The 24104-nt window shown below is 50.2% G+C and carries 26 protein-coding genes and 1 pseudogene; 7 read left to right on the top strand and 20 right to left on the bottom strand.

What is annotated here, in order from left to right; all coding sequences use genetic code 11:
* Positions 1 to 11 precede the first annotated feature (11 nt).
* From ACKU41_RS09580 to larB, 4 genes are all read left to right on the top strand, one after another.
* Positions 12 to 1211: an aldo/keto reductase gene (locus ACKU41_RS09580; protein WP_321405184.1), complete on the top strand. Its 1200-nt coding sequence runs from the start codon at positions 12 to 14 to the stop codon at positions 1209 to 1211.
* A 74-nt stretch (positions 1212 to 1285) separates the two neighbouring features.
* Positions 1286 to 2506 carry a nickel pincer cofactor biosynthesis protein LarC gene (gene larC / locus ACKU41_RS09585; protein ID WP_321405185.1) on the top strand — a complete coding sequence of 407 codons (1221 nt, stop codon included), beginning with the start codon at positions 1286 to 1288 and terminating at the stop codon, positions 2504 to 2506.
* Positions 2507 to 2615: 109 nt separating this feature from the next.
* Positions 2616 to 3413: an ATP-dependent sacrificial sulfur transferase LarE gene (gene larE / locus ACKU41_RS09590; protein ID WP_321405186.1), complete on the top strand. Its 798-nt coding sequence runs from the start codon at positions 2616 to 2618 to the stop codon at positions 3411 to 3413.
* Between the two features lie 93 nt (positions 3414 to 3506).
* Positions 3507 to 4259, top strand: coding sequence for a nickel pincer cofactor biosynthesis protein LarB (larB, locus tag ACKU41_RS09595; protein WP_321405187.1), 753 nt, complete (start codon positions 3507 to 3509; stop codon positions 4257 to 4259).
* A 52-nt stretch (positions 4260 to 4311) separates the two neighbouring features.
* On the opposite strand, the gene ACKU41_RS09600 is transcribed toward larB, so the two are convergent.
* The 20 genes and pseudogenes from ACKU41_RS09600 to ACKU41_RS09695 form a co-directional block, all read right to left on the bottom strand.
* Positions 4312 to 4734 (bottom strand): EutP/PduV family microcompartment system protein, encoded by a 423-nt coding sequence (locus tag ACKU41_RS09600; protein WP_319776986.1) that lies wholly within the window; start codon positions 4732 to 4734, stop codon positions 4312 to 4314.
* A gap of 115 nt (positions 4735 to 4849) precedes the next feature.
* A complete protein-coding gene (locus tag ACKU41_RS09605; RefSeq protein WP_321405188.1) occupies positions 4850 to 5203 on the bottom strand; it encodes a BMC domain-containing protein in 354 nt (117 codons plus the stop codon).
* Between the two features lie 143 nt (positions 5204 to 5346).
* Positions 5347 to 5898, bottom strand: coding sequence for a BMC domain-containing protein (locus tag ACKU41_RS09610; RefSeq protein WP_319776990.1), 552 nt, complete (start codon positions 5896 to 5898; stop codon positions 5347 to 5349).
* 104 nt (positions 5899 to 6002) lie between these two features.
* The gene (locus tag ACKU41_RS09615) at positions 6003 to 7328 is read right to left on the bottom strand and encodes a 4Fe-4S dicluster domain-containing protein (RefSeq protein WP_321405189.1); all 1326 of its coding nucleotides are present in this window, start codon (positions 7326 to 7328) and stop codon (positions 6003 to 6005) included.
* Positions 7329 to 7466: 138 nt separating this feature from the next.
* On the bottom strand, positions 7467 to 8576 hold the full coding sequence (locus tag ACKU41_RS09620; protein WP_321405190.1) for a 1-propanol dehydrogenase PduQ: 1110 nt from the start codon (positions 8574 to 8576) through the stop codon (positions 7467 to 7469).
* Positions 8577 to 8680: 104 nt separating this feature from the next.
* Complete coding sequence (locus ACKU41_RS09625; protein ID WP_319776996.1) at positions 8681 to 8968, bottom strand: BMC domain-containing protein; 288 nt, start codon at positions 8966 to 8968, stop codon at positions 8681 to 8683.
* A 35-nt stretch (positions 8969 to 9003) separates the two neighbouring features.
* Complete coding sequence (locus ACKU41_RS09630) at positions 9004 to 9345, bottom strand: hypothetical protein (RefSeq protein ID WP_319776997.1); 342 nt, start codon at positions 9343 to 9345, stop codon at positions 9004 to 9006.
* Positions 9346 to 9347: 2 nt separating this feature from the next.
* Complete coding sequence (locus ACKU41_RS09635) at positions 9348 to 9896, bottom strand: BMC domain-containing protein (protein WP_321405191.1); 549 nt, start codon at positions 9894 to 9896, stop codon at positions 9348 to 9350.
* A 5-nt stretch (positions 9897 to 9901) separates the two neighbouring features.
* Positions 9902 to 10171, bottom strand: a complete 270-nt coding sequence (locus ACKU41_RS09640) for a EutN/CcmL family microcompartment protein (protein WP_319777001.1) — start codon at positions 10169 to 10171, stop codon at positions 9902 to 9904.
* Between the two features lie 10 nt (positions 10172 to 10181).
* Positions 10182 to 10781, bottom strand: a complete 600-nt coding sequence (locus ACKU41_RS09645) for a hypothetical protein (RefSeq protein ID WP_321405192.1) — start codon at positions 10779 to 10781, stop codon at positions 10182 to 10184.
* Positions 10782 to 10909: 128 nt separating this feature from the next.
* Complete coding sequence (eutJ, locus tag ACKU41_RS09650) at positions 10910 to 11725, bottom strand: ethanolamine utilization protein EutJ (RefSeq protein WP_319777005.1); 816 nt, start codon at positions 11723 to 11725, stop codon at positions 10910 to 10912.
* 115 nt (positions 11726 to 11840) lie between these two features.
* Entirely contained in the window at positions 11841 to 12506 is a 666-nt protein-coding gene (locus ACKU41_RS09655; RefSeq protein WP_319777007.1) for a phosphate propanoyltransferase, read from the bottom strand.
* Positions 12507 to 12623: 117 nt separating this feature from the next.
* On the bottom strand, positions 12624 to 12908 hold the full coding sequence (gene eutM / locus ACKU41_RS09660) for an ethanolamine utilization microcompartment protein EutM (RefSeq protein ID WP_015850358.1): 285 nt from the start codon (positions 12906 to 12908) through the stop codon (positions 12624 to 12626).
* Between the two features lie 105 nt (positions 12909 to 13013).
* Positions 13014 to 14459 (bottom strand): acetaldehyde dehydrogenase (acetylating), encoded by a 1446-nt coding sequence (locus ACKU41_RS09665; protein ID WP_321405193.1) that lies wholly within the window; start codon positions 14457 to 14459, stop codon positions 13014 to 13016.
* A 4-nt stretch (positions 14460 to 14463) separates the two neighbouring features.
* Complete coding sequence (locus ACKU41_RS09670) at positions 14464 to 15099, bottom strand: BMC domain-containing protein (protein WP_319777013.1); 636 nt, start codon at positions 15097 to 15099, stop codon at positions 14464 to 14466.
* A gap of 30 nt (positions 15100 to 15129) precedes the next feature.
* The gene (gene cutD, locus ACKU41_RS09675) at positions 15130 to 16059 is read right to left on the bottom strand and encodes a choline TMA-lyase-activating enzyme (protein WP_321405194.1); all 930 of its coding nucleotides are present in this window, start codon (positions 16057 to 16059) and stop codon (positions 15130 to 15132) included.
* 108 nt (positions 16060 to 16167) lie between these two features.
* Positions 16168 to 18714 (bottom strand): choline trimethylamine-lyase, encoded by a 2547-nt coding sequence (gene cutC / locus ACKU41_RS09680; protein ID WP_321405195.1) that lies wholly within the window; start codon positions 18712 to 18714, stop codon positions 16168 to 16170.
* Between the two features lie 31 nt (positions 18715 to 18745).
* The gene (locus tag ACKU41_RS09685) at positions 18746 to 20233 is read right to left on the bottom strand and encodes an aldehyde dehydrogenase family protein (protein ID WP_321405196.1); all 1488 of its coding nucleotides are present in this window, start codon (positions 20231 to 20233) and stop codon (positions 18746 to 18748) included.
* A gap of 63 nt (positions 20234 to 20296) precedes the next feature.
* The gene (locus ACKU41_RS09690) at positions 20297 to 20581 is read right to left on the bottom strand and encodes a BMC domain-containing protein (protein ID WP_394700667.1); all 285 of its coding nucleotides are present in this window, start codon (positions 20579 to 20581) and stop codon (positions 20297 to 20299) included.
* A 141-nt stretch (positions 20582 to 20722) separates the two neighbouring features.
* Positions 20723 to 20911: pseudogene (locus ACKU41_RS09695) on the bottom strand (BMC domain-containing protein); the annotation flags it as partial.
* Positions 20912 to 21663: 752 nt separating this feature from the next.
* Between ACKU41_RS09695 and ACKU41_RS09700 the strand changes: the two are divergent.
* The 3 genes from ACKU41_RS09700 (at position 21664) to ACKU41_RS09710 (ending at position 24014) form a co-directional block, all read left to right on the top strand.
* The gene (locus ACKU41_RS09700) at positions 21664 to 22749 is read left to right on the top strand and encodes a hypothetical protein (RefSeq protein WP_321405197.1); all 1086 of its coding nucleotides are present in this window, start codon (positions 21664 to 21666) and stop codon (positions 22747 to 22749) included.
* Positions 22749 to 23015, top strand: a complete 267-nt coding sequence (locus tag ACKU41_RS09705) for a hypothetical protein (protein ID WP_319777025.1) — start codon at positions 22749 to 22751, stop codon at positions 23013 to 23015. The genes ACKU41_RS09700 and ACKU41_RS09705 overlap by 1 nt, the downstream gene beginning before the upstream one ends.
* A 147-nt stretch (positions 23016 to 23162) precedes the next feature.
* A complete protein-coding gene (locus tag ACKU41_RS09710) occupies positions 23163 to 24014 on the top strand; it encodes a MerR family DNA-binding transcriptional regulator (protein ID WP_321405198.1) in 852 nt (283 codons plus the stop codon).
* Positions 24015 to 24104: the final 90 nt, after the last annotated feature.

Raw genomic sequence — 24104 nt, forward strand, 5'->3', positions numbered from 1 at the left:
GAGAAAAATACATGTTATACCGTAAGGTTCCTAAAACAGGGCAAGAACTGTCTATTCTGGGATTCGGCGCAATGCGTCTGCCCATGATTGACGACAAAACCATTGATGAAAAACGCGCAATCGCACAGATTCGCAACTCCATTGACAACGGCGTAAACTATGTGGATACCGCATGGCCCTACCACGGCGGCCAGAGCGAAGTAATTGTGGGCAAAGCCCTCAAAGACGGTTATCGCGAAAAAGTGGCCATCGCCGACAAACTGCCCCAATTCATTGTCGAATCCCGCGAACAGATGGACGAAATCCTTAATGAGCAGCTTAGACGCCTTGATGTTGACTGCATCGATTACTACCTGATCCATGCGGTTGAAGGCAACTCATGGGATCGGTCTGTTGAACTGGGAGTAAAAGACTTTCTGGACAAGGCCCTTGAATCCGGCAAAATCCGTTACGCAGGTTTCTCATTCCACGGCGTTCCTGAAGATTTCAAATGCATTGTGGACGCTTACCCATGGACTTTTTGCCAGATCCAGTACAACTTTCTGGACACAGAAAATCAGGCCGGTACCGCTGGGCTGAAATATGCCGCATCTAAAGATATCGCAGTAATAATTATGGAACCCCTGCGCGGCGGGAACCTCAGTGCGCCCACGCCTCCGGACGGAGTTCAGGACATCTTCGATCAAGCCGAAACAAAACGTCCTCCTGTGGAATGGGCTCTGCGCTGGATCTGGAACCATCCTGAAGTAACCGTGGTTCTTTCCGGCATGAACAACGAAGAACATATAGAGCAGAACCTCGCTATAGCTGCCGAAGCCGCACCGAATTCCCTGACCGAAGGGGAAATCGCTATTGTGGACAAAGTAGCTGCAAGGTACAAGGAACTCATGCAGGTTCCCTGCACCGGATGTGCATACTGTATGCCCTGTCCCGCCGGGGTCAGGATTCCTGGATGTTTTGAGATGTTCAACAGCGCACATATGTTCACGGATAAGGCCGAACGTAACAAATTCCAGTATGCAGTCCTTTTCAGTCAGGAAATGGCCGGTGAGTCAGCATACGCTTCACAGTGCGTTGAATGCGGACAGTGCGAAGAACACTGTCCCCAGCATATCGCCATTCCCGAACAGCTCAAACGTGTTGTTGATTACTTTGAGCAGGGAGATATGAAGGCAATGGTAAACATGGTCGCTAATAAACAAAAAGACTAATCAAGACCGGTACGGGTGCCGGTCAAGCGGCACCCGTACCGAACGTACACAACACTATTCTTACCGATAATAAAATGAATATACTTTACTACGATTGTTTTTCAGGCATCAGCGGAGATATGAATCTCGCCGCCATGATAGATCTAGGCGTGGACCCGGAATTCCTCCAGGCCGAACTTTCCAAACTCCGTCTCGACGATGAATTTTCTCTCAAAATTTCGCAGGATTCCCGCAAAGGAATTTTCGGAACCCGCGTGGATGTAGAACTGTCCCACCATCACCATCATGACCATGATCATCACGGACATACCCACGGACATCACCACCATGAACACCGCAATCTGAGAGACATCGAAAAGATCATAAACAACTCTAACTTGAGTGATCAGGTCAAATCAACCAGCCTCGCAATATTCAAACGCGTTGCTGAAGCCGAAGCCAAAATCCACGGCAGAACCGTGTATGAAGTCCACTTCCATGAAGTAGGCGCCACCGACTCCATTGTGGATATTGTCGGTGCGGCTATCTGTTTTCACCAACTGGAAATCGATCAGGTCTGGTGTTCCTCCATTGAACTGGGCGGCGGATTCATCAACTGCGCTCACGGCATGATGCCCGTACCCGCTCCGGCAACATCCGAAATTCTCGCCGGGCTGCCTTCTACACAAGGCGCGGTGCAAAAAGAAACCACAACTCCCACCGGAGCGGCCATCCTTGCCGAACTGGTTGATAATTTTTCTGATTCCCCGCACATGGTTGTACAGAAAACATCCTATGGCATCGGCCACCGGGACAACGAAATTCCCAACGTACTCCGTGTCCAGCTTGCGGAGATCAGTCAGCAGGCTGACGCCCTGCCTACGGTCCCGGCCCGGCTACTACAATGCAATATCGATGATATGACCGGGGAGATGCTCGGTGCGGCACTGGAGCAACTTATGGAAGACGGAGCCATGGATGTACATTTCACAGCCATCGTCATGAAGAAAAACCGCCCGGCCACCACCCTCTCCCTGCTCTGCTCAGCCGAAGATGAAGATAAATTCAAAAGACTTATTTTCAAACATACGACAACCCTAGGCATCAAAAGCACTGACCTTGAAAAAACCGTGCTCGACATATCATTCGACAAGCTTGAAACACCGCTCGGGACAGTGACCATGAAAAATGCCATCCTTGATGGAAAAGTGATCCGCTCCAAACCCGAGCTGGAAGACTGCCGCGCCTTAGCAAAGAAACACGGTATTTCTTTAAATGAAGTGTACCTTCAGGTCGGGAAAGCAAGAGAGATTTGAGTTTTTTATGGTGATGCCTCCGGCAGACCTCCGGGGGCCGGAGAACCCTTTTGCATAAGGGTTCTCTGAACTCTCCTAAAACATTTTAGTTGTTTGATCGGTTACTTTGATGGACATACCTGCCTCTAAATATGGTAAACTGCTCGAGATTCTCGCTGAAACTGATGGAGCGGTGATAGCTTTTTCTGGCGGAGTGGACAGTACCCTGCTTCTCCATGCCGCAAAAGAAGCTCTTGGAGAGAAAACAATAGCAGCTTCCATTGCCACCCCTTACGTTCCACAATGGGAACAGAGAGAAGCAAAAGAATTTACCCGAAAAATGAGCGTGAAACATGTTGTTGTCGAAATGGACTTTCCTGCAGAACTCCGCATGAATCCCCCGGACCACTGCTACACATGTAAGAAAATCCTTTTCGGCAAACTGCTGGAAGAGGCGCAGAGACAAGGGCTTGAACACGTATTCGAAGGCACCAACATTGACGATCTCAGCGACTACCGCCCCGGCATCAAAGCATTGCGAGAACTTGGAATCCGCAGTCCTTTTGTGGAAGCGGAACTTACCAAACAGGAGATTCGTGATCTTTCCCAAAGATTCGACCTGCCAACATGGAATAAGCCTTCTTTCGCCTGTCTGCTCTCGCGCATGCCGGTAGGTATTGAAGTTACAAATGAAGCATTGCAGCAGGTGGAAAAAGCTGAATTTTTCATCATGGGTATCGGCTTCCCGGCTGTACGGGTTCGCCATCATGGCGATATAGCCCGCATCGAAGTACCGGCGGACAGGCTTCAGGAATTCATAGAAGCCAATAAGGTTCACGGAATCAATAACAAGCTTAAAGAATTCGGATATCGCCATGTATCGCTTGATCTAGGTGGATACAAAATGGGTAGCCTGAATAAGAAATAGAATTTTTCCCCGGCTAAGGATTTCAAAGGAGATTATCCCCTTTGGCCTCCGGAAGCGAAATCTTTCAACATAAATGAGAAGCGCATCATAACTATGACCAATGATAATCTTAAAAATATATTGAAAGCCGTAAAAGACGGAAGTCTCAACGTGGATCAGGGCTTGGATAAGTTGCGCGACCTGCCTTATCAGGACATCGGCCATACCAAGATCGACCACCACCGCTCTTTACGCAACGGTTTCCCGGAAGTGATTTACGGCGCGGGTAAAACGCCCCAGCAGGTCGGTGATATTTTTGAACACATGTGCGAGCGAAACAATGTGCTGGCAACCCGCGTTTCCCCGGAAACAGCCGAACACGTCATAACCCGCTTTCCATATGTGGATTATAATGCTGTAGCCAATACCCTGACCTGCAAAAGCAAAAAAATCTCCTACAATAGCGGCATGGTGGGTATCATCACCGCTGGTACTTCCGATCTGGATGTTGCCGAAGAAGCGCGGGTGACCTGCGATATGTTAGGCAGCAATGCTGAAATAATCTCGGACATAGGAGTAGCAGGAATCCACCGTCTATTCGACCGTATTGATGCTATCCGTAAATACTCGGTACTTATTGTGGTTGCAGGCATGGAAGGAGCTCTTTCCAGTGTGATCGGCGGACTGGTGGACCAGCCCATCATTGCCGTGCCGACCTCGGTAGGCTACGGAGCCAATTTCTCCGGCCTTTCCGCCCTGCTGGGCATGCTTACCTCCTGCGCCAGCGGGGTGACCGTGGTGAATATTGATAACGGATTCGGAGCGGCATGTGCTGCCTGTAAGATTAACAGGGCTATTGATCGGTAGAAAAAGTCTTCGGCGACCCTGCCGGGGGGCTTTACCGCTGTTATTTTGGAATCTAGGATATAATTTCCAAAAGTTGCTCAATCCCTTCACCGGTCACGCAACTGGTGTGGATAATACCCTTTGCCCCGGCCTGCCTGAGGAAACGTTCAGCCAGAACAGGATCTGCGCTTGGTGCGTCTATTTTCGAGACAAGGCCAATGACTCTGCGGTTGAACATGGAAGTAAAAAGAGGCGGAATAAGGCTGGCCCGTCGGGTAGCATCCTGAACAATTGCCAGCACTTGGCAATCTGCGGAAGAGGTAATCAGGGCGTGATAGAACCAGCTGTTTTCGAGAAATTCGCCGGGAGTATTGATGAAGGGTCCGAAATGCTCCACGGCCATAGCCCGGCGCGGGGAGTAGAATTCCCCGGAAAGGACCTTAATAAGTGAACTTTTGCCGGAACGGGTCTCGCCCACGAACATTGTTTTTTTCATAAGAGGCCTTCGGCTACCCTGCCGGGGGCCTTAAACCCTTTTCCAAAAGGGTTTAAGAATCCCAAAACGTTTTAGTAGGCTTTGCCGTTTCATATGGCAGAGCTGCTTCATAATTTTAGGATCTGGTAAGTTCGACAGAGGAATAATGCAGGATACCCTCGAAGTAATCAAGTACAGCCCGAAGCGCGGCTTCAACACTGGCAACATCCCCCAGAAGAAGTAATGAACCACCGAAACGGTCCAGAAATCCGATCTCAACGGCTGCTGCTTTAGTCGCTACATCAGAGGCGATGATCACACCCTCACTGGGGGTGATGGTCATGATGCCGATAGCCCCGGCGGAATTATCATCCAGCCCCAACTTGAGGTAAATATCCCGGTGCGGGCTGGCAATAAGATGGGCAAGGGTAACCTGCTTACCGGGAACGTATTCCTGAATAATGCGCTGCTTGTTGTCATTGTCCATCATTATGAAAACTCCTCTTTTTTAAATTCCGCAAACCTTTTCATACATAGGGGCGAAGTCCGAATAAAAAAGTTTAGGATTCTAAACCCTTTCCAAAGGGTTTAAGCCCCCGGAGGGTCCCCGAAGGGCCGCCGGAGGCTATAAAACTAAATCAACTGCTCTTTAATTTCTTCGCTGGGGGAAGGAATAACCACGTGGCTGTGAACCGGTCCGCCATCGCCGACACCTTCGATTCCAGCCTCAACAGAAGCTTTAACGGATCCGACATCGCCGGTCATGGTGACATAAGCTTTACCGCCGAGGCCCGCCGCCATGCGGACTTCGATCAGGCTCACGTTAGCGGCTTTGGCTGCTGCATCAGCTGCAAGGATGCAGGATGCGGTGGTGCAGGTTTCAATCACACCCAGCGCGTCGATTCGGGGAACAATGGAAGTCCCGCTCAAAGCGGGGATAACATCCTCGTGCACGCTGGGAATGGTAAAGTGGTCCACAACCATGTCCGCACCGATTTCACAACCGACTTCAACGGAACTCTTAACCGCCCCGGTATCACCGGTAACAACTACAATATATCTGCCCGGACAGGTGGGACGTGCCATGACCAGCTCAACAGATGCAGCTTTGAGCATTTCATCTGCGGTGTGCATGCCTAGGGCAACGCTGTTCAGTTCTACACAACCGATTGTACGTAAATTCATTTTATATCTCCTTTTGGGAGTGGTGCGTTTCGCGCTTTGATTCGCCTGCGGCGGCTTAAACCCTTATGCAAAAGGGTTTAAGAATCCCAAAAATCTTTTATTAGTTATTTCCTGATAACTACGACGCCGTTGTCGATGCTCTCGACTGTTCCGTCAATGCTGGCGTGAACCCTTGCACCCATTGCACCTTCGGGAATTTCCCCGATCAAATCACCGCAGCTGACCTTATTGCCGACAGAGACAACACAGTTGGCCGGAGCGCCGATGTGCTGACCGAGACGAATGTTGACTACGGTGGGGGTAAACTCACCTGCGTACTCAGGATGACCGTCATACTTGGTCAGGTTCAGACGCTGGATCAACCGCTTGGTAGGAATGGCCCTGCTTTCGCGGAACGGGTTGGCTTTCAGTTCATTGCCTTTGGATTCCCAAGTCACACGTTCCTTCATCAGGATCTGCTTGATCTGGGCATTAACCTCACGCGGTGAAACCATCATGGGGCAGGAAAATTTCTCACAGATTCCGCATTCGGAACACAGCAATGCTTCCTTGGCGACTTCACTGTCCAACTCGTTGTTGGCGATTACGCGCATCAGTTTATGGGGATGCAGGGAATGGCCGAGCAAATTGCGCGGACAGAGATCTGTACAGCGGGAACACTGACAGCAGACTGTATTGGTAATACGGCGGATCTTTTCGGGATCCATGATCTTTCCTGCCACAACGTTATGACTCGGGGGCAGAACCAAAAGACCGCTGGTGGTCTTGGTCACGGGCTGACAGGTATCAGGAAGCACCCGGCCCATCATGGGACCGCCGTCCACAACCCTGTAATCTGAGATAGTCGGTCCGCCTGCGAATTCAAGTACATCGGAAACAAGGGTTCCCACGGGAACTTTAACCACCATGGGCTTCCTGATTTCTCCGGCAACGGTAAGATAACGGTGGGTTACAGGCTTGCCGTCAAGGGCCAGAGCCACGTTGAACAATGACTCGGTGTTGCTGACCACGGCACCAACCTGAAGGGGAATGCCACGTTCGGGGACTGTGCGTCCCAGAACTTCGTGAACAAGCACCTGCTCATCACCTGCGGGGTAAAAATCTTTGAGCACAAAGCATTCAAGGCGCCCGGAACCGTCACGGGCAACAGCATCCTGCACGGCTTTCACTGCTTTGGCATGCTTGCCCTTGAGACAGATGATACCTTTCTTTGCTCCGGTACACTCCATGATAGCTTCAAGGCCGCGGATCATGGTGTCCACTTCCGCTTCCATAAGATAAGGATCGCTCATGAGCAGCGGTTCACAGGAGGCACCGTTAACCAGAACAGTGTCCACGTTGGCCTCGGCCTTGACGTGGGTCGGAAGGCCGGCACCACCAGCCCCGACAACGCCTGTTTCTCTAATCACATCAACTATATTTACAGCCATTTTATCTCACCTATTCAAACGGTTAGATTCAAAAACTAAAAAACAAATAAAAGGGTTTAAGCCGGCGGAGACGAAATCATTTCACCCCAAAACGCAATAGCGCATCAGAATCTACCCCGCAGGGCCGCCGGAAAAATCCTACCAAGCCTTGAGCAGAAGTTCCTTTACATCATCACGGGAAGGAATTCTGGGGTTGCCTGCAGTGCAGATGTCATCGAGCACGTTACGGGCAATGGTATTCAGGCTGGAACGGAAAACATTTTCATCAATCTTCAATGCACCGATATTATTTGGAATGCCCATAGATTCGTTGAGTTCACATACCGCGTCGATCAGGGATCTGGTGCCTTCTTCAACAGTTTCCGCAGGCAATTTCAGCATAGTGGCTATCTCGTGGTAACGGATACCCACGTCAAAACTGTTGAACTTGATTACGTGGGGCAGAACAACCGCATTCGCAAGGCCATGCGGCACATGGAATATTCCACCCAGAGAATGGGCGACGGAATGGGTTATGCCCAACCCGCTGTTATTAAAAGCCATGCCAGCCATGCAGGAACCGAGCAGCATGTGTTCGCGTGCATCCATATCGTCACCGTTGAGATAGGCCCGCTGGAGATACTTGAACACGTAGCGGATAGCGTATCTTGCATAGATGGAAGTAAAGGCATTGGCCTGACGGGAGGTGTAAGCTTCAATGGCGTGAGTCAGCACATCCATGCCTGTTGCCGCAGTTACATGTGGCGGAAGGGTACGGGTAAAACGGGCATCAAGAATCGCCATATCCGGGATAAGCATTTCGTCATTGAGAGGAATCTTGACCTCATTAACCTTATCGGTGACCACGGCAATGCTGGTAACTTCAGCCCCTGTTCCGCTGGTGGTGGGAATGGCGACCAGTGTAGGCTTGGTCTTTCCTTCCAAAGCTTTTCCTGCAAAAAAAGAAATGGATTTGGCCGCATCAATGGGTGAGCCGCCGCCGAGAGCAATAATCAGGTCTGCCTGATTTTTAAGAAAAATCTGTGCTCCCCTGGTAACGGTCTCCAGGGAAGGATCAGGCTCGACTTCATCAAAAATAATATAGGGGATCCCGTTGCGGTCCAGATGGGTGCGAATCCGGTCCGCAAATCCGGTCTTGACCATAAAGGAATCAGTAACAATAAAAGCCCGCGTTGCCGGAAGACTCTCCAGATTATCCAGAGCATCCTCTCCGTAGCAGATTTTTGTTTTGCCGTAGAACTGTGTCACCCTTTTCTCCAATAAATCAAACTAGCAGTGTTAAAAATCTTCAACTTTAATTTTGTATCGGGGTGCAGGTGTGAGGGGAGGAAAAACCTGCACCCCTTGAGTCCTTATTTTACAGCACATTTGGGAAGAATAACTTCCACTTCGCTGTGAGGACGGGGAATAACGTGTACACTGCGCAGTTCGCCGACTCTTTCAGCTGCGGCAGCACCTGCGTCAACAGCAGCTTTAACAGCCCCAACATCGCCGCGAACCATTACGGTTACGAGTCCGCCGCCGACCTGTTCACGGCCCATGAGCTGAACATTTGCTGCTTTGACCATGGCATCGGCTGCTTCTACTGAACCGACGAGTCCTTTGGTTTCAACCATTCCGAGAGCGTTGAGAGATGACATCTTTTTCTCCTTTTAGGATACTTGACTTTTAAACTTTAGATATTGCCTTTTACGACTTCAGCGACCTTAAAACTGAGGTCCTTGAGCTGAGCCATATCAGTGATTCCGTATTCTTCCTTGAGCAGCACAGCGATGCCCATGACCAGATCTTCACATCCGTCACAGACTTCCTTGGTGCAGTCAGGATTACCGCATCCGCGGTTACCGGTTTCGGCAACAGCAGCGGCGTCTTCCACGCGAGCGATTTTGATCTTTCTCTTGCAAAGCTCATCTTTAGCTCCGGGAGTAAGGATCATGGTATTATCTACGTAGAGAGTTTTACTGTCCGAGCAGATAAATGAATCAAGATTGCCCGCTTCGATAAGTTTCTTTTTCATCTTTACCTCGTTCCCCTTACTAAGGCCTTTACGACCGAGGCGTCGGGTCCGGGGATGACGACCGCCTCAACAAGATTGTTGCCCAAAGTGGCGGATGCAGCATCCGCGGCTTCCTGAACCGCAGCTACATCGCCGCTCATAACGAAATATGATTTGCCGTTGATGCCCTGCCCGGCAACAAAGCGGGCCAGTTCAATACCGGAACGCTTGACCGCAACATCTGCCGCCACCACGCCCGCCGAAACATTACGGCATTCAATAACCCCGATAGCCCGCACATTTTCCAACGGAACAGCGTTTTTTAGTACGGCAGAAACTTCCGGGGAAAGGCTGGAGATAACGAAACTGCCCTTGAGCCTGCTGCCGTCCTGCTCTGCTGCTTCAACACTGGCTGCCACCGCAGCGCGTTCACCGGAAACAAAAATCAGGTATCTGCCGGAACAAATGGGAGCAGCGCGAACAAGTTCCACATCCGCAGCCTTCATCATGGCATCGGCCATGCGCACCCCGGAGGCAATGCTTATACTCTCAACTATGCCCAGCGTATCCATAATGATTACACCTGTGCCTGAACTTCATCGATGATGGCCACGATGGATGCATCCACCGGAGCTTCATGATTACGTAGAGACATACGTGCCGAGCTTCCGGTAGTTACCAGAACCTGCTCGCCGATCCCTGCGCCCACGCAGTCCACAGCTACGAAAATTTCATCACTGCCCTTTCCTTCGATATCAAGCCGCTGAACAACCATCAGCTTCTCCCCGCTCAATTCATCCTTTTTGCGGGTGGCCCAGACATTGCCGACAACTTTGCAGATAATCATAAAACAATCCTTACAGGGTCTTGCTGATGTTGATGTTTAGTTCCTTGGCTGCTTCCTCGGCAAGCGGGGTTACCATGGCTGCAGGCAGTACCACCAATTCTTTAGCACCCTGCGCCGCCGCACCACTGACCACCTTTTCGGTGATCAGTGATTCCCTGACTTTCAGGGACTCGGGCGCCTTGGGTTGAAATCTTTTCATACCGAAGCCCTTCAAGGTCTTCTCGTGGTCCTGATAAAGAGCATAGAGAGGGCCGGGAGCTGTCTGGATATATTCTTCATAACCGAAAGAAAGCACTTCCACGGTGTGACCCAACAGCATCTGGCGCAACACCTCGGTCATGATTCTGCCGTGAGCCTTGCCCACTGCCAGATCAGACATTTCGCAGACGCATAGAGAAGGCACGATATAACGGCTAAACTCGGCACAAGGAGCTTCTTCACCGAAGAAGTAGTAATCGTAGTCATCGCCAATCGTATTGCGGACCTTCTCAGCCACAAGGCAGTCGCGCTCAGCCAGAACCAGCGCGCAGGCCTTCCTGGAGTCGGGCTGGAGTTGCTTCAGTACTTCAGTTGCGATGGATTGAACTAATTCATTGATGTCGATGCTCATGTTTGTCTCCGACGGCCCTGCCGGGGGCCTCTCCGAGGGCCAAAGAAACTTTTTGGAAAAAGTTTCTCTGGACTCTTTAAAAACTTTTGATAGGGCTTTGCCTCTTCGTAAAAAAAAGTCTGCTCAACTTAACAATTCAGGGCGATGCCCAGCGGGGTTACGAGAAACGGGTTGGCCGGTTTGTAGACCGGGATGCCCACTTCCTTTTCCACCACTTTTTCCATGTCCTTGAGGCAGCAGGTACCGCCCACAAGGTAGATGGCTGAAATATCGCGATCCTTGATGTGTGCCTTGACGATGGTGCCCATTTTCTGGACCACCGGACGAACAACAGGCAGAATCTCGGCATGGCGTTCCTTAACCTTTTTAAGGTCTTCGGCTTCTTCAAAGCTGACCTTGTAGTTACCGGAGAGAACCAGCGTTACATGGGTTCCGCCAGTGGGTTCGTCAGCTACGTAAACAACTTCGCCATCTTCCAATACAGAAAGCCCGGTGGTGCCGCCGCCGATGTCGACAATGACACCGTTTTCGAGTCCGAGCACAGCATTTGCCGCGGTAGGTTCATCCAGAACATTGGTCACTTCAAGCCCGGCACCTTCGACAACGTACTGGTGAGTGGTAACGTCCTTTTTCCCGGTACCGGGAGGAACCGCTATGGCGGCGCGCTCCAGCTTGCGGCCCAATCTTTCTTCAAGCTCGCCCACCAGCTTACGGGTGATACGGGTGGCGCCCATGTAATCAACAACCAGACCGTCCTTGATGACCCGTGCAAATTCCATGGCGCAGGCCACAGGTTCCTTCCTGCTGTTCAGAACCACCACCACAATGTAGGCGGTACCGAGGTCCACACCCACAAAAAGCTCCTCGTCATGTGTGACAGGAACGGTGTTCTCAATGCAGCTTTCAAGGTCGCTGATCTGCCGGTCAATTGCTGAAAAATCCATGTTGGTCTATTCTCTCCCCGCACACTCTCGGCTAAACAGTGACGAAGCCTATTAAAAAGTTCTCTGACCGCCGAAGGCGAAATCTTTCAATCAAAACGCGAAGCGCCTCAAATAATTATCTAACAATCTTACCGGTTACGGACTTGTTCCAGCCTGCGCTGTTGCCTTCATCGGGATCGATGTGCATAGCCAGCTTGAACTCGGGATGAACGCGGCAAACCACGTCTTCAAGGATAACCGGGCGGTCGCTTTCAAGGCGAACACATACGCGGTCGTTGTCTTTAACGCCGAACTTCTCGCCATCTTCAGGAGCCATGTGGATATGGCGGGCAGCAACGATAACTCCTTCTTCGAGACCGACTATTCCGGTCTGTGAAGCGAGGATGATGCCGGGAGTTCCGGTAACATCGCCGGATTGGCGGACCGGGGCCTTAATACCGAGAGTACGGGCTTCGGTGTTGGAAATTTCTACCTGTGAAGAGGAACGCGCGGGTCCGAGCACGGCAACGTTATCCATCACACCTTTGGGTCCGATGAGCCGCACACGCTCTTCGCAAAGGAACTGACCGGGCTGAGAAAGTTCGCGTACCGGGGTCAGGGGCTTGCCGAAGAGTTCAAGAGCGTCCTGCTCGCTGAGGTGAACGTGACGGGCGGAAAGCTCCACGGGGATGGGTTCACTCGCTCCGGTGGATACGGACACATGCGGAACTTCGGTCTTCAGTTGGTCAATAACGCCCTTGATGACCCCTTCCATGATATTGTTGATGACTTGTTCGTTCATGCTCATTTCTGTGTGAAAAATTTTTATATTATGGCCGGGAAAGGAAAGAACATGCGGATAGAACTTTCCTTCCCCGGCCTAAATGCCACAAGTAAACTTGCGGCAAATAAGCATTAATTAACCTTCAGCTTTAGGAAGGATGATTTCAACTTCGCCGTGGGGGCGGGGGATAACGTGTACGCTGATGAGTTCACCAACGTTCTGTGCAGCAGCAGCGCCTGCGTCGGTTGCTGCTTTAACAGCACCTACATCGCCACGAACCATAACGGTTACGAGACCGCCGCCAACCTGAGTCTTACCAACCAGAGTTACGTTTGCTGCTTTTACCATTGCGTCAGCGGCTTCTACTGCGCCAACGAGACCTTTGGTTTCAATCATACCCAGTGCGTTCAATGAGGACATTTTTGTTCTCCTTTAAATTGATTTATCGGCCCCCGGAGGGACCACCCTCTATTCCCTGTTCGGGAATCACTTTATTATTTTAGAGCGGGAAGTTTTTACTTCCGGCTATACCATCTGTTTCAGCTGCTCGACGATCATGGCTGTGATGGCCTGTACGTCGATGGAATCGGAATCGGATGCGTGGGACGCGGGAGCTGATTCGCAGCAAGTGTTTCCGAGATCGTAAGCAATCCTTCTCACGTTCATGAGATTGAGCGGAGTAACGTTATCGGAAGTGGCACTTCCACCAACAGTACCGCAACCAAGGGTAAAGGAGGGGAAGAGAGAGGTAGAGAGGCCTACACCGCCGTGAGTGGACGGAGTGTTAACCATAATTCTGGAAACAGGTTTCTTAAGACCGAACTCGCGAATAACTTCTTCGTTGCGGGAATGGATGGCGAGAGAATGGCCGATACCGCAATTTTCAAGCAGAGCATGGCAGAGTTCACATGCTTCTTTCCAATCTTCAACAACGTAAAAACCGAGAAGTGCAGTGAGTTTTTCCTTGGAAAAAGGAAACTTCTGTCCAACTCCTTTTTCATCAGAAAGAAGAACACGGGTTCCGGCTGGAATAGTTATTCCGGCCAGTTTGGCAATGAACTGTGCATCGCGACCTACGATCGCGGGGTTCATTGAACCGTTTCCGCGTTCCATAATCGCTTTTACTTTGGTCAGGTCTTCGCCCTGCAGGAAAAAACCGCCGTTAGCAACAACTGCAGCTTTTACTTTTTCAGCGATGCAGGCTTCGGTTACGATAGACTGCTCTGATGCGCAGATAGTACCGTTGTCGAAAGTTTTACTTTTGAAGATTTTGGCTACAGCATCTTCAATATCCGCAGTTCTTTCGATGTAAGCGGGAACATTGCCTGCTCCTACGCCGAGAGCCGGAGTTCCGGAGCTGTATGCAGCCTTAACCATGCCCGGACCGCCGGTTGCAAGAATAAGGTCGGCAACTTTCATAAGTTCACCGCTGCCCTGAATGGTAGGCACACTCATTACGCTGACCAAATCTTCATTTACGCCGCATTCGTGAAGGACATTACGGATGATCTCCACTGTTTTGCCAATGCATTTCTTGGCACTGGGATGCGGGGTGAACACAATTGCGTTCCCGGACTTCAGCGAAATCATGGCTTTGTAGATAGTTGTTGAAGTCGGGTTGGTAGAAGGAACGATACCTGCAATTACTCCCATGGGGACTGCAACCTCAGTTACCTTTTTTTCCTTGTCTTCATTGAGGATACCAACAGTCTTCATGTCCTTGATAGCTTCCCAGAGCTTCTGGCTGGCAAGAACGTTTTTTGCTGTTTTATCCGCAACCTTACCGTATCCGGTTTCTTCAACAGCTATAGCCCCAAGGGTCTCAGCCTGAGCATAAGCTGCCTCGGATATGGCCTTTACAATGCCGTCAATTTTTTCCTGGGTCATTTCAGCCAGCTCAGCCTGAGCTTTTTTGGCGGCACGAACCAGTGAACGGGCTTCCTGAATGGACAATAAATCTTTGTCTACCATTGGATTACTCCTCTATCTGCCTGGTAACATTTATAATCTCGTCAATAAGAGTCTTCTTGGTGGCTTTCTTGACTTCTTCATTAGTCATGGAAATACCTTCCAAGCTTCGGGCTATCTGCCGAACCTTACTGATTTTCATTTTCCTGAGTTCAGCAGCCTTATACTGGGGTTCATTTTCCTTTATTTCGGAAACGACCGGAGCTTCCGGTGCCGACTCCTGCACTGCCGGAGTTTCAGATTCCTCTTTCTGAGATTCTTCCACTTCAGCTTTTACTTCCACAGGAGCAGGCTGAACCTGCTCATCCGCAGAAACGGGCGATGGTGCTGTTTCCCGAGAAATTTCTTTTACTTCTGCTGCGACTGGCGCGCTGGTAGCGATAATCTTGCTGATTTCATCATAGGGACGGGCAATCACATGATGCGAAACCAACTCTGAGCCTTCAATACGTCTGATGGCAGCAGTGCCTGCTTCAACAGAAGCCTGTACTGCGGAAACTTCCCCGGTTACGGAGATAGTCACCAGTCCGCCGCCGGAAAAATTCTTTTCCAAAAGGATAACTTCAGCGGCCTTAAGCATGGCATCCGCCCCTTCGATGGCAGCCAGCAGCCCTTTTGTTTCAATAAATCCAAGTGCGTTCATAGCTCTGTTCTCCCTCGTCACTGATTTGGACTAGTGTCTGACCACCGAGACCGGAAAATTGTATTGGCTGATGACCCGTTCAATATGTTCGAGGTCGGCATCGCTCAATTTGGGATCTCCTTCCACCGGATATTCCCAACCAAGCTGGGTATATTTGTTCACACCCATCTTGTGGTAAGGAAGCAGATCCACCCCCTTAAAATTCTTAAGATCCTGATAAGGCATGAGCAGCTCAACCAATTGCCGAATTTCATCTTCACCGTCATTGACGCCCTTGAGCATGGGCATCCTGATCTTTACGTTGTACCTGTTCTCAAGGAGCCAGATCAGATTTCCGAGAATCATTTCATTACGCACACCGGTCAGTTCTCGGTGCCGTTCTGAATTCATGTGCTTGACATCGAAAAGGAAGAGGTCAACATAGCCGGCAACTTTTTCGAACACTTCGGGACGGGCGTAGCCGCAGGTTTCAATAGCGGTATTGATGCCCCTCTGTTTGCAGGCCTGCAGCAGGCTGGCCGCAGCTTCGGGTTGGGCCAGAACCTCACCGCCGCCTAGGGTCACACCGCCACCGGATGTTTCGTAAAAGGGACGATCCTCCTCAACTATATCGAGCAGCTCGGAGATGGTCTTTGATTCACCCACGATTGCCATGGCGTTTTTGAGGCAGGCTTCTTCACACTTGCGGCAGCCGATGCACTCGACATCGCGGTCGATGAAATGTTTTCCTGCTGCATTAATTTTATGTACGCCCGCAGGACAAACGGACACGCATGTTCCGCAATTTACGCATTGATCCTTTTTGTAGAGGATCTGGTATTTTTTATACTGTCCCTCGGGATTTGAGCACCATTCACAGCGCAAGGGGCATCCCTGAAAGAAGACGAGAGTTCGCACTCCCGGACCGTCATGCATATTGTACTTCTGTACGTTGAATATCTGAGCTTTTCTTTCAATCACGGTTCAATTCTCTTGCTGTATGGAACACTCAAATCCCGAAGGATTTTTTATTTCTTCCCTGATAGGTGAAATCGCCTATCAACGCGCGATGCGCATCAATTACCTGTCTTAGATTTCATTCAGCATGGTACGGCTGATAATTTCGTCCTGAACATCCTTGCAAAGCTCTACGAAGAATGCAGAGTAACCGGCCACGCGAACAACGAGGTCGCGGTACTTGTCGGGATTCTTCTGCGCATCAAGCAGGGTTTCGTTATCGAGGTAGTTGAACTGCATTTCACCGTTACCCAGAGCGTTAGCAGTACGCAGCAGGGTAATGATGCTGTTCTCGCCTTCGGGGGTATCGAGCAGACCGGACATGATCTTGAAGTTGTGAACCATGCCGATGTTCATCATGTCGTTAGCCATCTTGGAAACAGACTTGATGATGGCGGTCGGGCCTTTGTAGTCCGCACCCTGAGTCGGGCTGATTCCGTCGGAAAGAGGCATCCATGCATCACGACCGTTGGCGGATGCGCCAAGCAGCTGACCGAAGGGGGTGTTGTTGGAGATAGACAGGGTTCCGTGGCTGAGTACGGAGTACAGGGTCTTGTACTTGCGGTGCTCGGCCTCGGTGAAGTGAACCAGATCTGCAGCAATCATGTCGGCGTAGTCATCGTCGTTGCCGTACTTGGGGGCAGCAAGGCAATCGGCCTTGATCTGGTCGTAACCCTTGAATTCTGCAACAAGAGCTTCGTTGAGCTGGGCAAGGGTGTACTTTTTGTCATCGTAAACAAGCTTTTTAATGGCGGCCATGGAGTCGGCGTAAGTTGCAAGACCGGACCAGACAACTCCGGGACCGAAGTTGTACATGGCGCCGCCTGCGGAAACATCACGGCCGGACTCCATGGTGCCTTCGTACATAAGGGACATGAGAGGTTTAGGAGCATGTTCCCTATGAACGCGCTGGGAAATGACAGTAGCGACACTGGTCCACTTGGTAATGTATTTGATCTGCTCTTTTACGGCAGCTTCGAATTTGTCATAAGTATCGTAAGCTTCAAGCGGCCCCATGTCCGGGGTAACCTGCTTGCCGTACCAGAGGGGGACACCATGGTTCAGGACCAGCTCAATGCAGATAGGCCACTGGGTGTAACCGGTGGAAGTCCACTGGTAGAGACGACCAGACTTCTGGGGTTCAACACAACCCATCAGGCAATAATCACGGGCATCTTCTACGGAAACGCCCTTGGCAAGCATCATCTTGATATGGGCATCGTCAAAATGAACTGCGGGGAAGCCCATACCGGAACGGATAACATCCACAATCTTCTTCAGGTACTTATGGGGAGACTTGGTGTGAACACGGGTAGCCAGTGAGGGCTGGTAGATACGCACGTGACGTACCGCATCCATGAGCAGATATGTCAGGTCGTTGGTTGCATCAAAACCTTCACGGGTCACACCGCCCACGCACATGTTTACGAAAGGCTGGTAACCGGCGAAAAATTTAGAAGCATCTTCGCTGGTGAGCCACATCATTTCGGACATTTTGATGAGCATGCACCCTGCAAGGTCAAATGCTTCATACTCGGTCATGCGGCCTGCTTCGAGGTCAGCCTTGAAGAAGGGATACATGTACTGGTCAACACGGCCGATGGACATACCGGTCTGGTTTTCTTCAACAACCAGCAGAGATTCAACTGTCCAGACAGCCTGAATAGCTTCCCAGAAGGTCTCGGGCTTATGTGCGGGAACACGGGCGTTGACTTCGGAAATCTTGAGCAGTTCGGCTTTGCGTTTAGGATCGGTTTCCTTGGCTGCCAATTCTGCTGCATATTCGGACATACGCTTGGCGTAGATTATAACACCTTCTGCAGTGTCGATTACAGACTTGTAGTAGTAAATCTTATCGAAATCTTCGGGGTTGGCGTAATCCAGATGGTCAAGGTGTTCCTGAGCTTCGGCAATAATGTCGAGCATGCCTTTTTTCATCAGGATAACGTCGTAACCGGGGTTGGAATCGCCACCGCCGTTTACAGCATGGTAGGAACAATCGGAAACATAGGATTCACCGGAAAGTTCCCAGAGTCCGGCTTCGCGATATTGGCCTTCGCAGTATTCATCGAGGGATTTATTTTCCCAGAAGGGGAAAAGTTCTTCCTTCATGTACTTCTTATCTTCTTCGGAAATATAAAATGGGTCCTGAGCGCGGGTAGCGATGGTATCAAGCTCATCACGCATCCAGCGCCACGCGATTTCCGGAGAAAAAGAAGCGGTGCGGGGGGCGCCGGTGGGAGCACCGACGATAAGTTCGTGATCCTGAATTACCAAAGGTGCGGTTTCGCAGCTGGCACGGAAACTTTTCCCGCGCAGGAGGGCTGCAGGCAGACCGGGATTCTCTCTGGCAATCTCAGTCATAACACGGGCACTGTGTACGCTGACGGAAGGAACCTGTTTGAGAAAGTTCTCTTTCAGTTTAACGTGACGCTCGGTAGGACCTTCGGGAATACCGTCGGTCTTGACGCAGGCAGCAGCGGCTACAGGCTGCTCTGCCTTGTTTTTAAAAACCTCTGCGGATACGCCTTCGAAAATCTTCTTGAGCGAGGCACGTTCCTCAGGGGTAAGGTTTTTGGTAGCTTCAGCAAGCTTGTTGGAAAAACTTTGAAGATCCACTGTATTTCCTCCGTTTAAGGGATTTAATTCTTTAGCGATCCGCGGGATCATCTATGGCAGCTATGGCCTTTTGCAGGATTTGTTGAATGACCTGTGCCATATTGGAATCGTTTACTTGTGCTTTATTACGACCGCCTGTGTGACCGGACTGTCCCAAAACTTCCTCAGCACGCCTTACCCCGCAACCAACCTTCCTGATATAAATGAGGTTCATTGGGGAAACATTGTCGGAAGTAATCCCGAATCCGGCAGAAGAACTGCCCAGAGTCATGGAAGGAAACAGGTTGGTGGTGGCACCCATGCCGCCAAAAGCTGCCGGGGTATTGACCAGAAGGCGGCCAACGGGCTTTTTCAAGGCGAACTGGAAAATCACGTCCTCATCAGTGGAATGAATGACCAGAGTATGGGCGTTCCTTTCGTGAAGCAGCAGCTCGATGCACTTTTCACAGGCGTGCATCCAGTCGTCCTCCACATAAAGGGCCAGTACAGGGGAAAGAAATTCTCTATAGTAGGGATCGGTGTCAGAAACATACTTACGTTCCGCCACCAGTACGGTGATATTTTCCGGTACGCTGAACCCGGCTCTGCGGGCCAGCACCGGCGCAGGCTGCCCGGCCATCCCCTTCCTGCGCTGTCCGTCAGGAGCGATGAACAGTGCGGCAAGGGATTCAGCTTCGCTCTCAGACATGAAATATGCCCCGCAGGAACGAAGGGACCGGCGCACATCTTCGGCCACACAAGAATCAACAACGATGGATTGCTCCGCTGAGGGAGCAATCCCGTTATCAAAAGTCTTGCTGGCAATGATGTCTTGAACGGCCACCCCAATGTCGGCAGTACGTTCAATAAATGCCGGACCGTTGCCGGTTCCCCCGTAGATAACCGGTTTGCCGGTCTGCTGGGCAGATTGGATCATCCCGGGGACTCCGGTAACCATAACCAGCGAGATATTCCTGTGATTCATAAGTTCACGGGTTCCGCTCTTGGTAACAGTCTCCAGATATGAGAGGCAGCCTTCAGGAAGTCCGCAGCCCTCTCCGGCTTCGATCATGATATCCAGAACCCGACTGATGCTTTTTACTGCACCCGGGTGAGGGGAAAAAATAACACCGTTTCCGGACTTGATAGCAATCAGGGTATTGTAGACCGTAGTAGAAACAGGACCGGTCACTGGACAAAGGGCAGCGATAACTCCGACAGGAACACCGATGCCGGTTATCTTTTTCTGCGGGTCTTCATTGATGACACCAACGCAGCGCATACCGCGCAGTTCCTTGCGGACCTGATTACAGACAAAGCGGTTTTTAATCAGCTTGTCCTGCCATTTTCCGCCGTCAGTCTCTTCGTAAGACATGAGCGCCAGCTCTTCGGCATGCTCCTCAACCGCATCCGCAATCCGCTCGACTATTTCGTCAAGCTTTTCCTGCGGAAAGGTCGCCAGCTTTTTCTGGGCCTCATGGGCTACCTCCGCCAGAATTCTGGCTTGCTGGATGGAGAGTAAATCGTTGTCAACAATCATCGCTTACACCTTTCTCCGGGACTGAAACGTTCTTTAACTATCCGGCTTCCCCTGCACTCCCAATTAGGGAAGCAGGTTATCGATTGCGTAAATCTTGGTGATTTGTTCCAGATCGCGATGGGGAGTGGGGATGACGAGGGAAGCGTAGACTTCGGCTTCCATCCGTTCCACAGCTTTTACACCGGCTTCAACAGCGGCCTGACAGGCTGCGACATCACCCTGAACCAGTACGGAAATATATCCGGAAGCAACGTTTTCATAACCGACGAGTTCAACGTCAGCGGCCTTCATCATGGCATCAGCCGCTTCAAGCACATAAACAATGCCGAACGTTTCAATCAGGCCCATTGCCCGGGGGCGAGGTCCGGAAGCATCAGATTCCGAGGTCTCCACACCATGGACTGACACAATGTCACCGACACCGCGAATCGGACGGGGCATAACGTTATGGGCAGTAAGTTTCCCAATTTCGGCTGCAGTAGCAGAGCCGGCTTCTACAGAAGCCTTGACTGCCGCAACATCACCCTTGACCATTACAGCCACAAGGGTGGAGCCGATATTTTCATAACCGACGAGTTTAACATCTGCTGTTTTGAGCATCTGGTCCGCGCCGCCGATGGCCGGGACCATTCCGAGAGTTTCGATAAGCCCGAGAGCCTCTTCGCCTTGATACCTCATGTAATCTCCATTGAGCTGGTATTTCAGTTCAAAACCATGACTTATGACTTTTGACGGATGCTTGTCTTAAGAATCCACCTTTTCCACATCCTGCTCACAGCCTAGCCCCTGACCTAAAGGGGAAGGTCAACAGAGATTTCACATTTTTAGCACATTTTTTTGTAAGACATTAAAAATCAACACTTTTTTTGAGTTACATTTTCGTAAGAACCTAAGAGATGTGATTACGAGAATCAATTCCAGTGACCACACAATAGTTCCTCGAAAAAATCAGTTCTCAACGTTTCCCGATTAGGTTGAACTGAAATTCAGTTATGAACTTTAACCAAGACATCAAAGCCGACTTCATGCACATACAAAAAAATAAAATTGACTGAACACCAAAACCAATTTTTCACCTAACCGGAGCGCATAAAGACTGCTATCAATCGTCAAATAACTATTTTGGAAAATAATATTCGAGAAATATTTTCTTTTTTATTTAACAACCAGATAAGGCATTGAGATAATGGAAGTTTTTAATTCTTTACCTATAGTCAAACCTACATTATCAGGGGGCTTTCAAAGTTATTCTGAAAAAGCGCGTTGACCTTCCCCTTAAGGGAAAGGATATAAATTTAAGGACTAGTACCTTCCCGTTAGGGGAAGGATGTTTTCCCTGCGATGTGGAAGCGAATGATTAGAGCAGTGACGAGAATGCAGGGATACGGGTGTGAATTTCAGTTTAACTTTTAATGATTAAGGAGACGAGCATGGGGGAAGCAACCGTTGCAATAAACCCGGCAGCCGTCGCTGCAAAGCACAAGCTGGCTACCAGTTTTAAAAGAAAGGGCATTGTTATCGCCCTTCTTTCCGGACTGCTGTACGGTTTTTATACCGCATTCATGACTCTGGGCATGTCCAAAGGGATCTGGGCAGAGTGGTACGGTGAAAATTCGGGACTGTCTGCATTTACTGTAATGTATCTTTTAAGTGCCATCGGCGCGGCAACCACCGACTCATGCAGCGCGGTCTGGGCTGTAGGTATTGCTGGTTTCCGCGGACGCTTTAAAGACTTTGTACGCTGCATCAAAACCAAACCCGGCATGGTTATGGTTGCCGCTGCCGTCATCGGCGGACCTCTGGCAAGTACTGCTTATGTTGTTGGTCTGCAGCTTGCTGGATCTCTGGTAGTACCCATTGCCGCGCTCTGCCCGGCAGTAGGAGCCATCCTCGGCCGCATCCTTTTTAAGCAGGAGCTCAACGCCCGCATGCTGCTCGGTATCGCTATATGCTTCGGTGCCAGCTTCATGATCGGCTCCACCAGCCTTGACGGTGCAGGCGGCCCCAACCTTCTGATAGGCCTTTTCTTCGGTTTCCTTGCTGCAGTTTGCTGGGGGATTGAAGGCTGTGTCTGCGGTTACGGAACCTCCATGATTGATCCTGAAATCGGCATCACCATCCGTCAGGTTACCGCAGGTTTCTCCAACCTTTTCATCCTCGTTCCCCTGTTCGGCTTCATCGCCCACGTTGATACTTTCAACATGGTCACACAGTCTTTCAGCGACAGCGAAGCCATGATCTGGTTTGTTCTGGCCGGACTCTCAGCATACCTGACTTTCATGTACTGGTACAAAGGAAACGCCATGTGCGGTGCTGCTCTCGGCATGTCCTGCAACGGTACTTTCTCTTTCTGGGGCCCCTTCTGCTGCTGGATTGTACTCGGCATCGCCATGGGCATGGAAGGCTGGGCAATGCCTCCCGTCGCATGGGCAGCAGCAATCATCATGGTAATCGGTATCTTCATCATCTCTATGAACCCCATGGACCTGTTCAAGAACAATGAGGAGGCAGCATAATGATTCCCCTTAACTACGCCATCCTGAAGCACTTTACCAAAGTTGAAGAAGCCTGCGCCGACTGCGTTATGGACGCCCTTAAAGATCAGTACGGCACCTTCAAAGCCTTCAAGAAACCATCTGTCATCAACGCCCTGATGACAGCCGAAGCAAACGGACTCATCGAAGAATCCCGCTTCGACCTCGACTCAAATCAGGAACTGCGCGTCTACTACCGCGCCCACGCTGAAGGAGCCGAAACAATCAATAAATATATTAAAGGCTGATAGCCAAGACCTCACTGAAGCAAGGGGAGCGGTCTCGCAGAGAGCGCTCCCCTCTTTAACGTGATATGTAAATTATAGCAGCGCAGGTGAAGATTCTGTTGAATTAATCTCCGAAATACCGGACCATAAGAACTGGAGGAGAGACCAGTGAAGTACAAGGAACGCTATTTCATCGGGGAGATGAGCAAACTCTGCAACATTTCCAAAAAAGCACTCCGTTACTACGACCAGATAAACCTCATCCCCTCGCAGCGACACGATTACAACAACTATAGGTACTACACCCGGGAATCCCTGCTTTCGGTCCCGGTTATTAAATATTACAAACAAATGGGCTTTACCCTTGAAGAAATGAAAGAATTCATTGAGGGGAGCGCACAACACGTATTCAAATCCATTCAACATTCTTTTCGCTCCAAAATCAGGGAATTGGAGAAGGAACAGGAAAGAATACGCCGAAAGTACGTATCAGTAAAAGACTGGTATGAACTGGTTCGTGAAGCAGAAATGGTCATTGATAACAACATCAATGAAGTCTCTATCAAATATATTGAAAGCAGCGACCTGCTTTTTCAGGACCAGTTATTTGAACTCGACCTGCAATGGTCAATCATTAATTTGGAATTCACCCAACACGTGGAGGACATGAATAACGAGATAACCGGACCGGTCATCATCAATTTTTCATCCCGCAAAAACCGCGTTGAAGGAGAAGATCAAAAAATCAAAATGCTGCAAAAAACAGTCATACCCTGCAGCGAAGAATATAAATACGAATTCGGCGGGGACATGATGATCTCCTGCTACCACCTTGGAGACCACAAGGACATCAACAAAACTTACCTAAAAATGGAACGCTGGGCTGCAAACAACGGTTACCTGCTTGGGGAGGAATCCTTCGAACGGTATGTCACTGACTACTGGACAACCAACAACAGTGCTAAATTCGTAACCGAAGTCCTGATTAAATGCTCACGCCACGGCGACCCTGAAACTTAAGATTACCATTAATCATGCGAAAAGGCCTGTTTCATGAATGAAACAGGCCTTTTCGCATAGTACAGCAAAAGCATATTCATGCTTAGCAAT

Source organism: Maridesulfovibrio sp. (genome assembly GCF_963678865.1).
In the GTDB taxonomy this organism is placed as follows: Bacteria; Desulfobacterota; Desulfovibrionia; order Desulfovibrionales; family Desulfovibrionaceae; genus Maridesulfovibrio.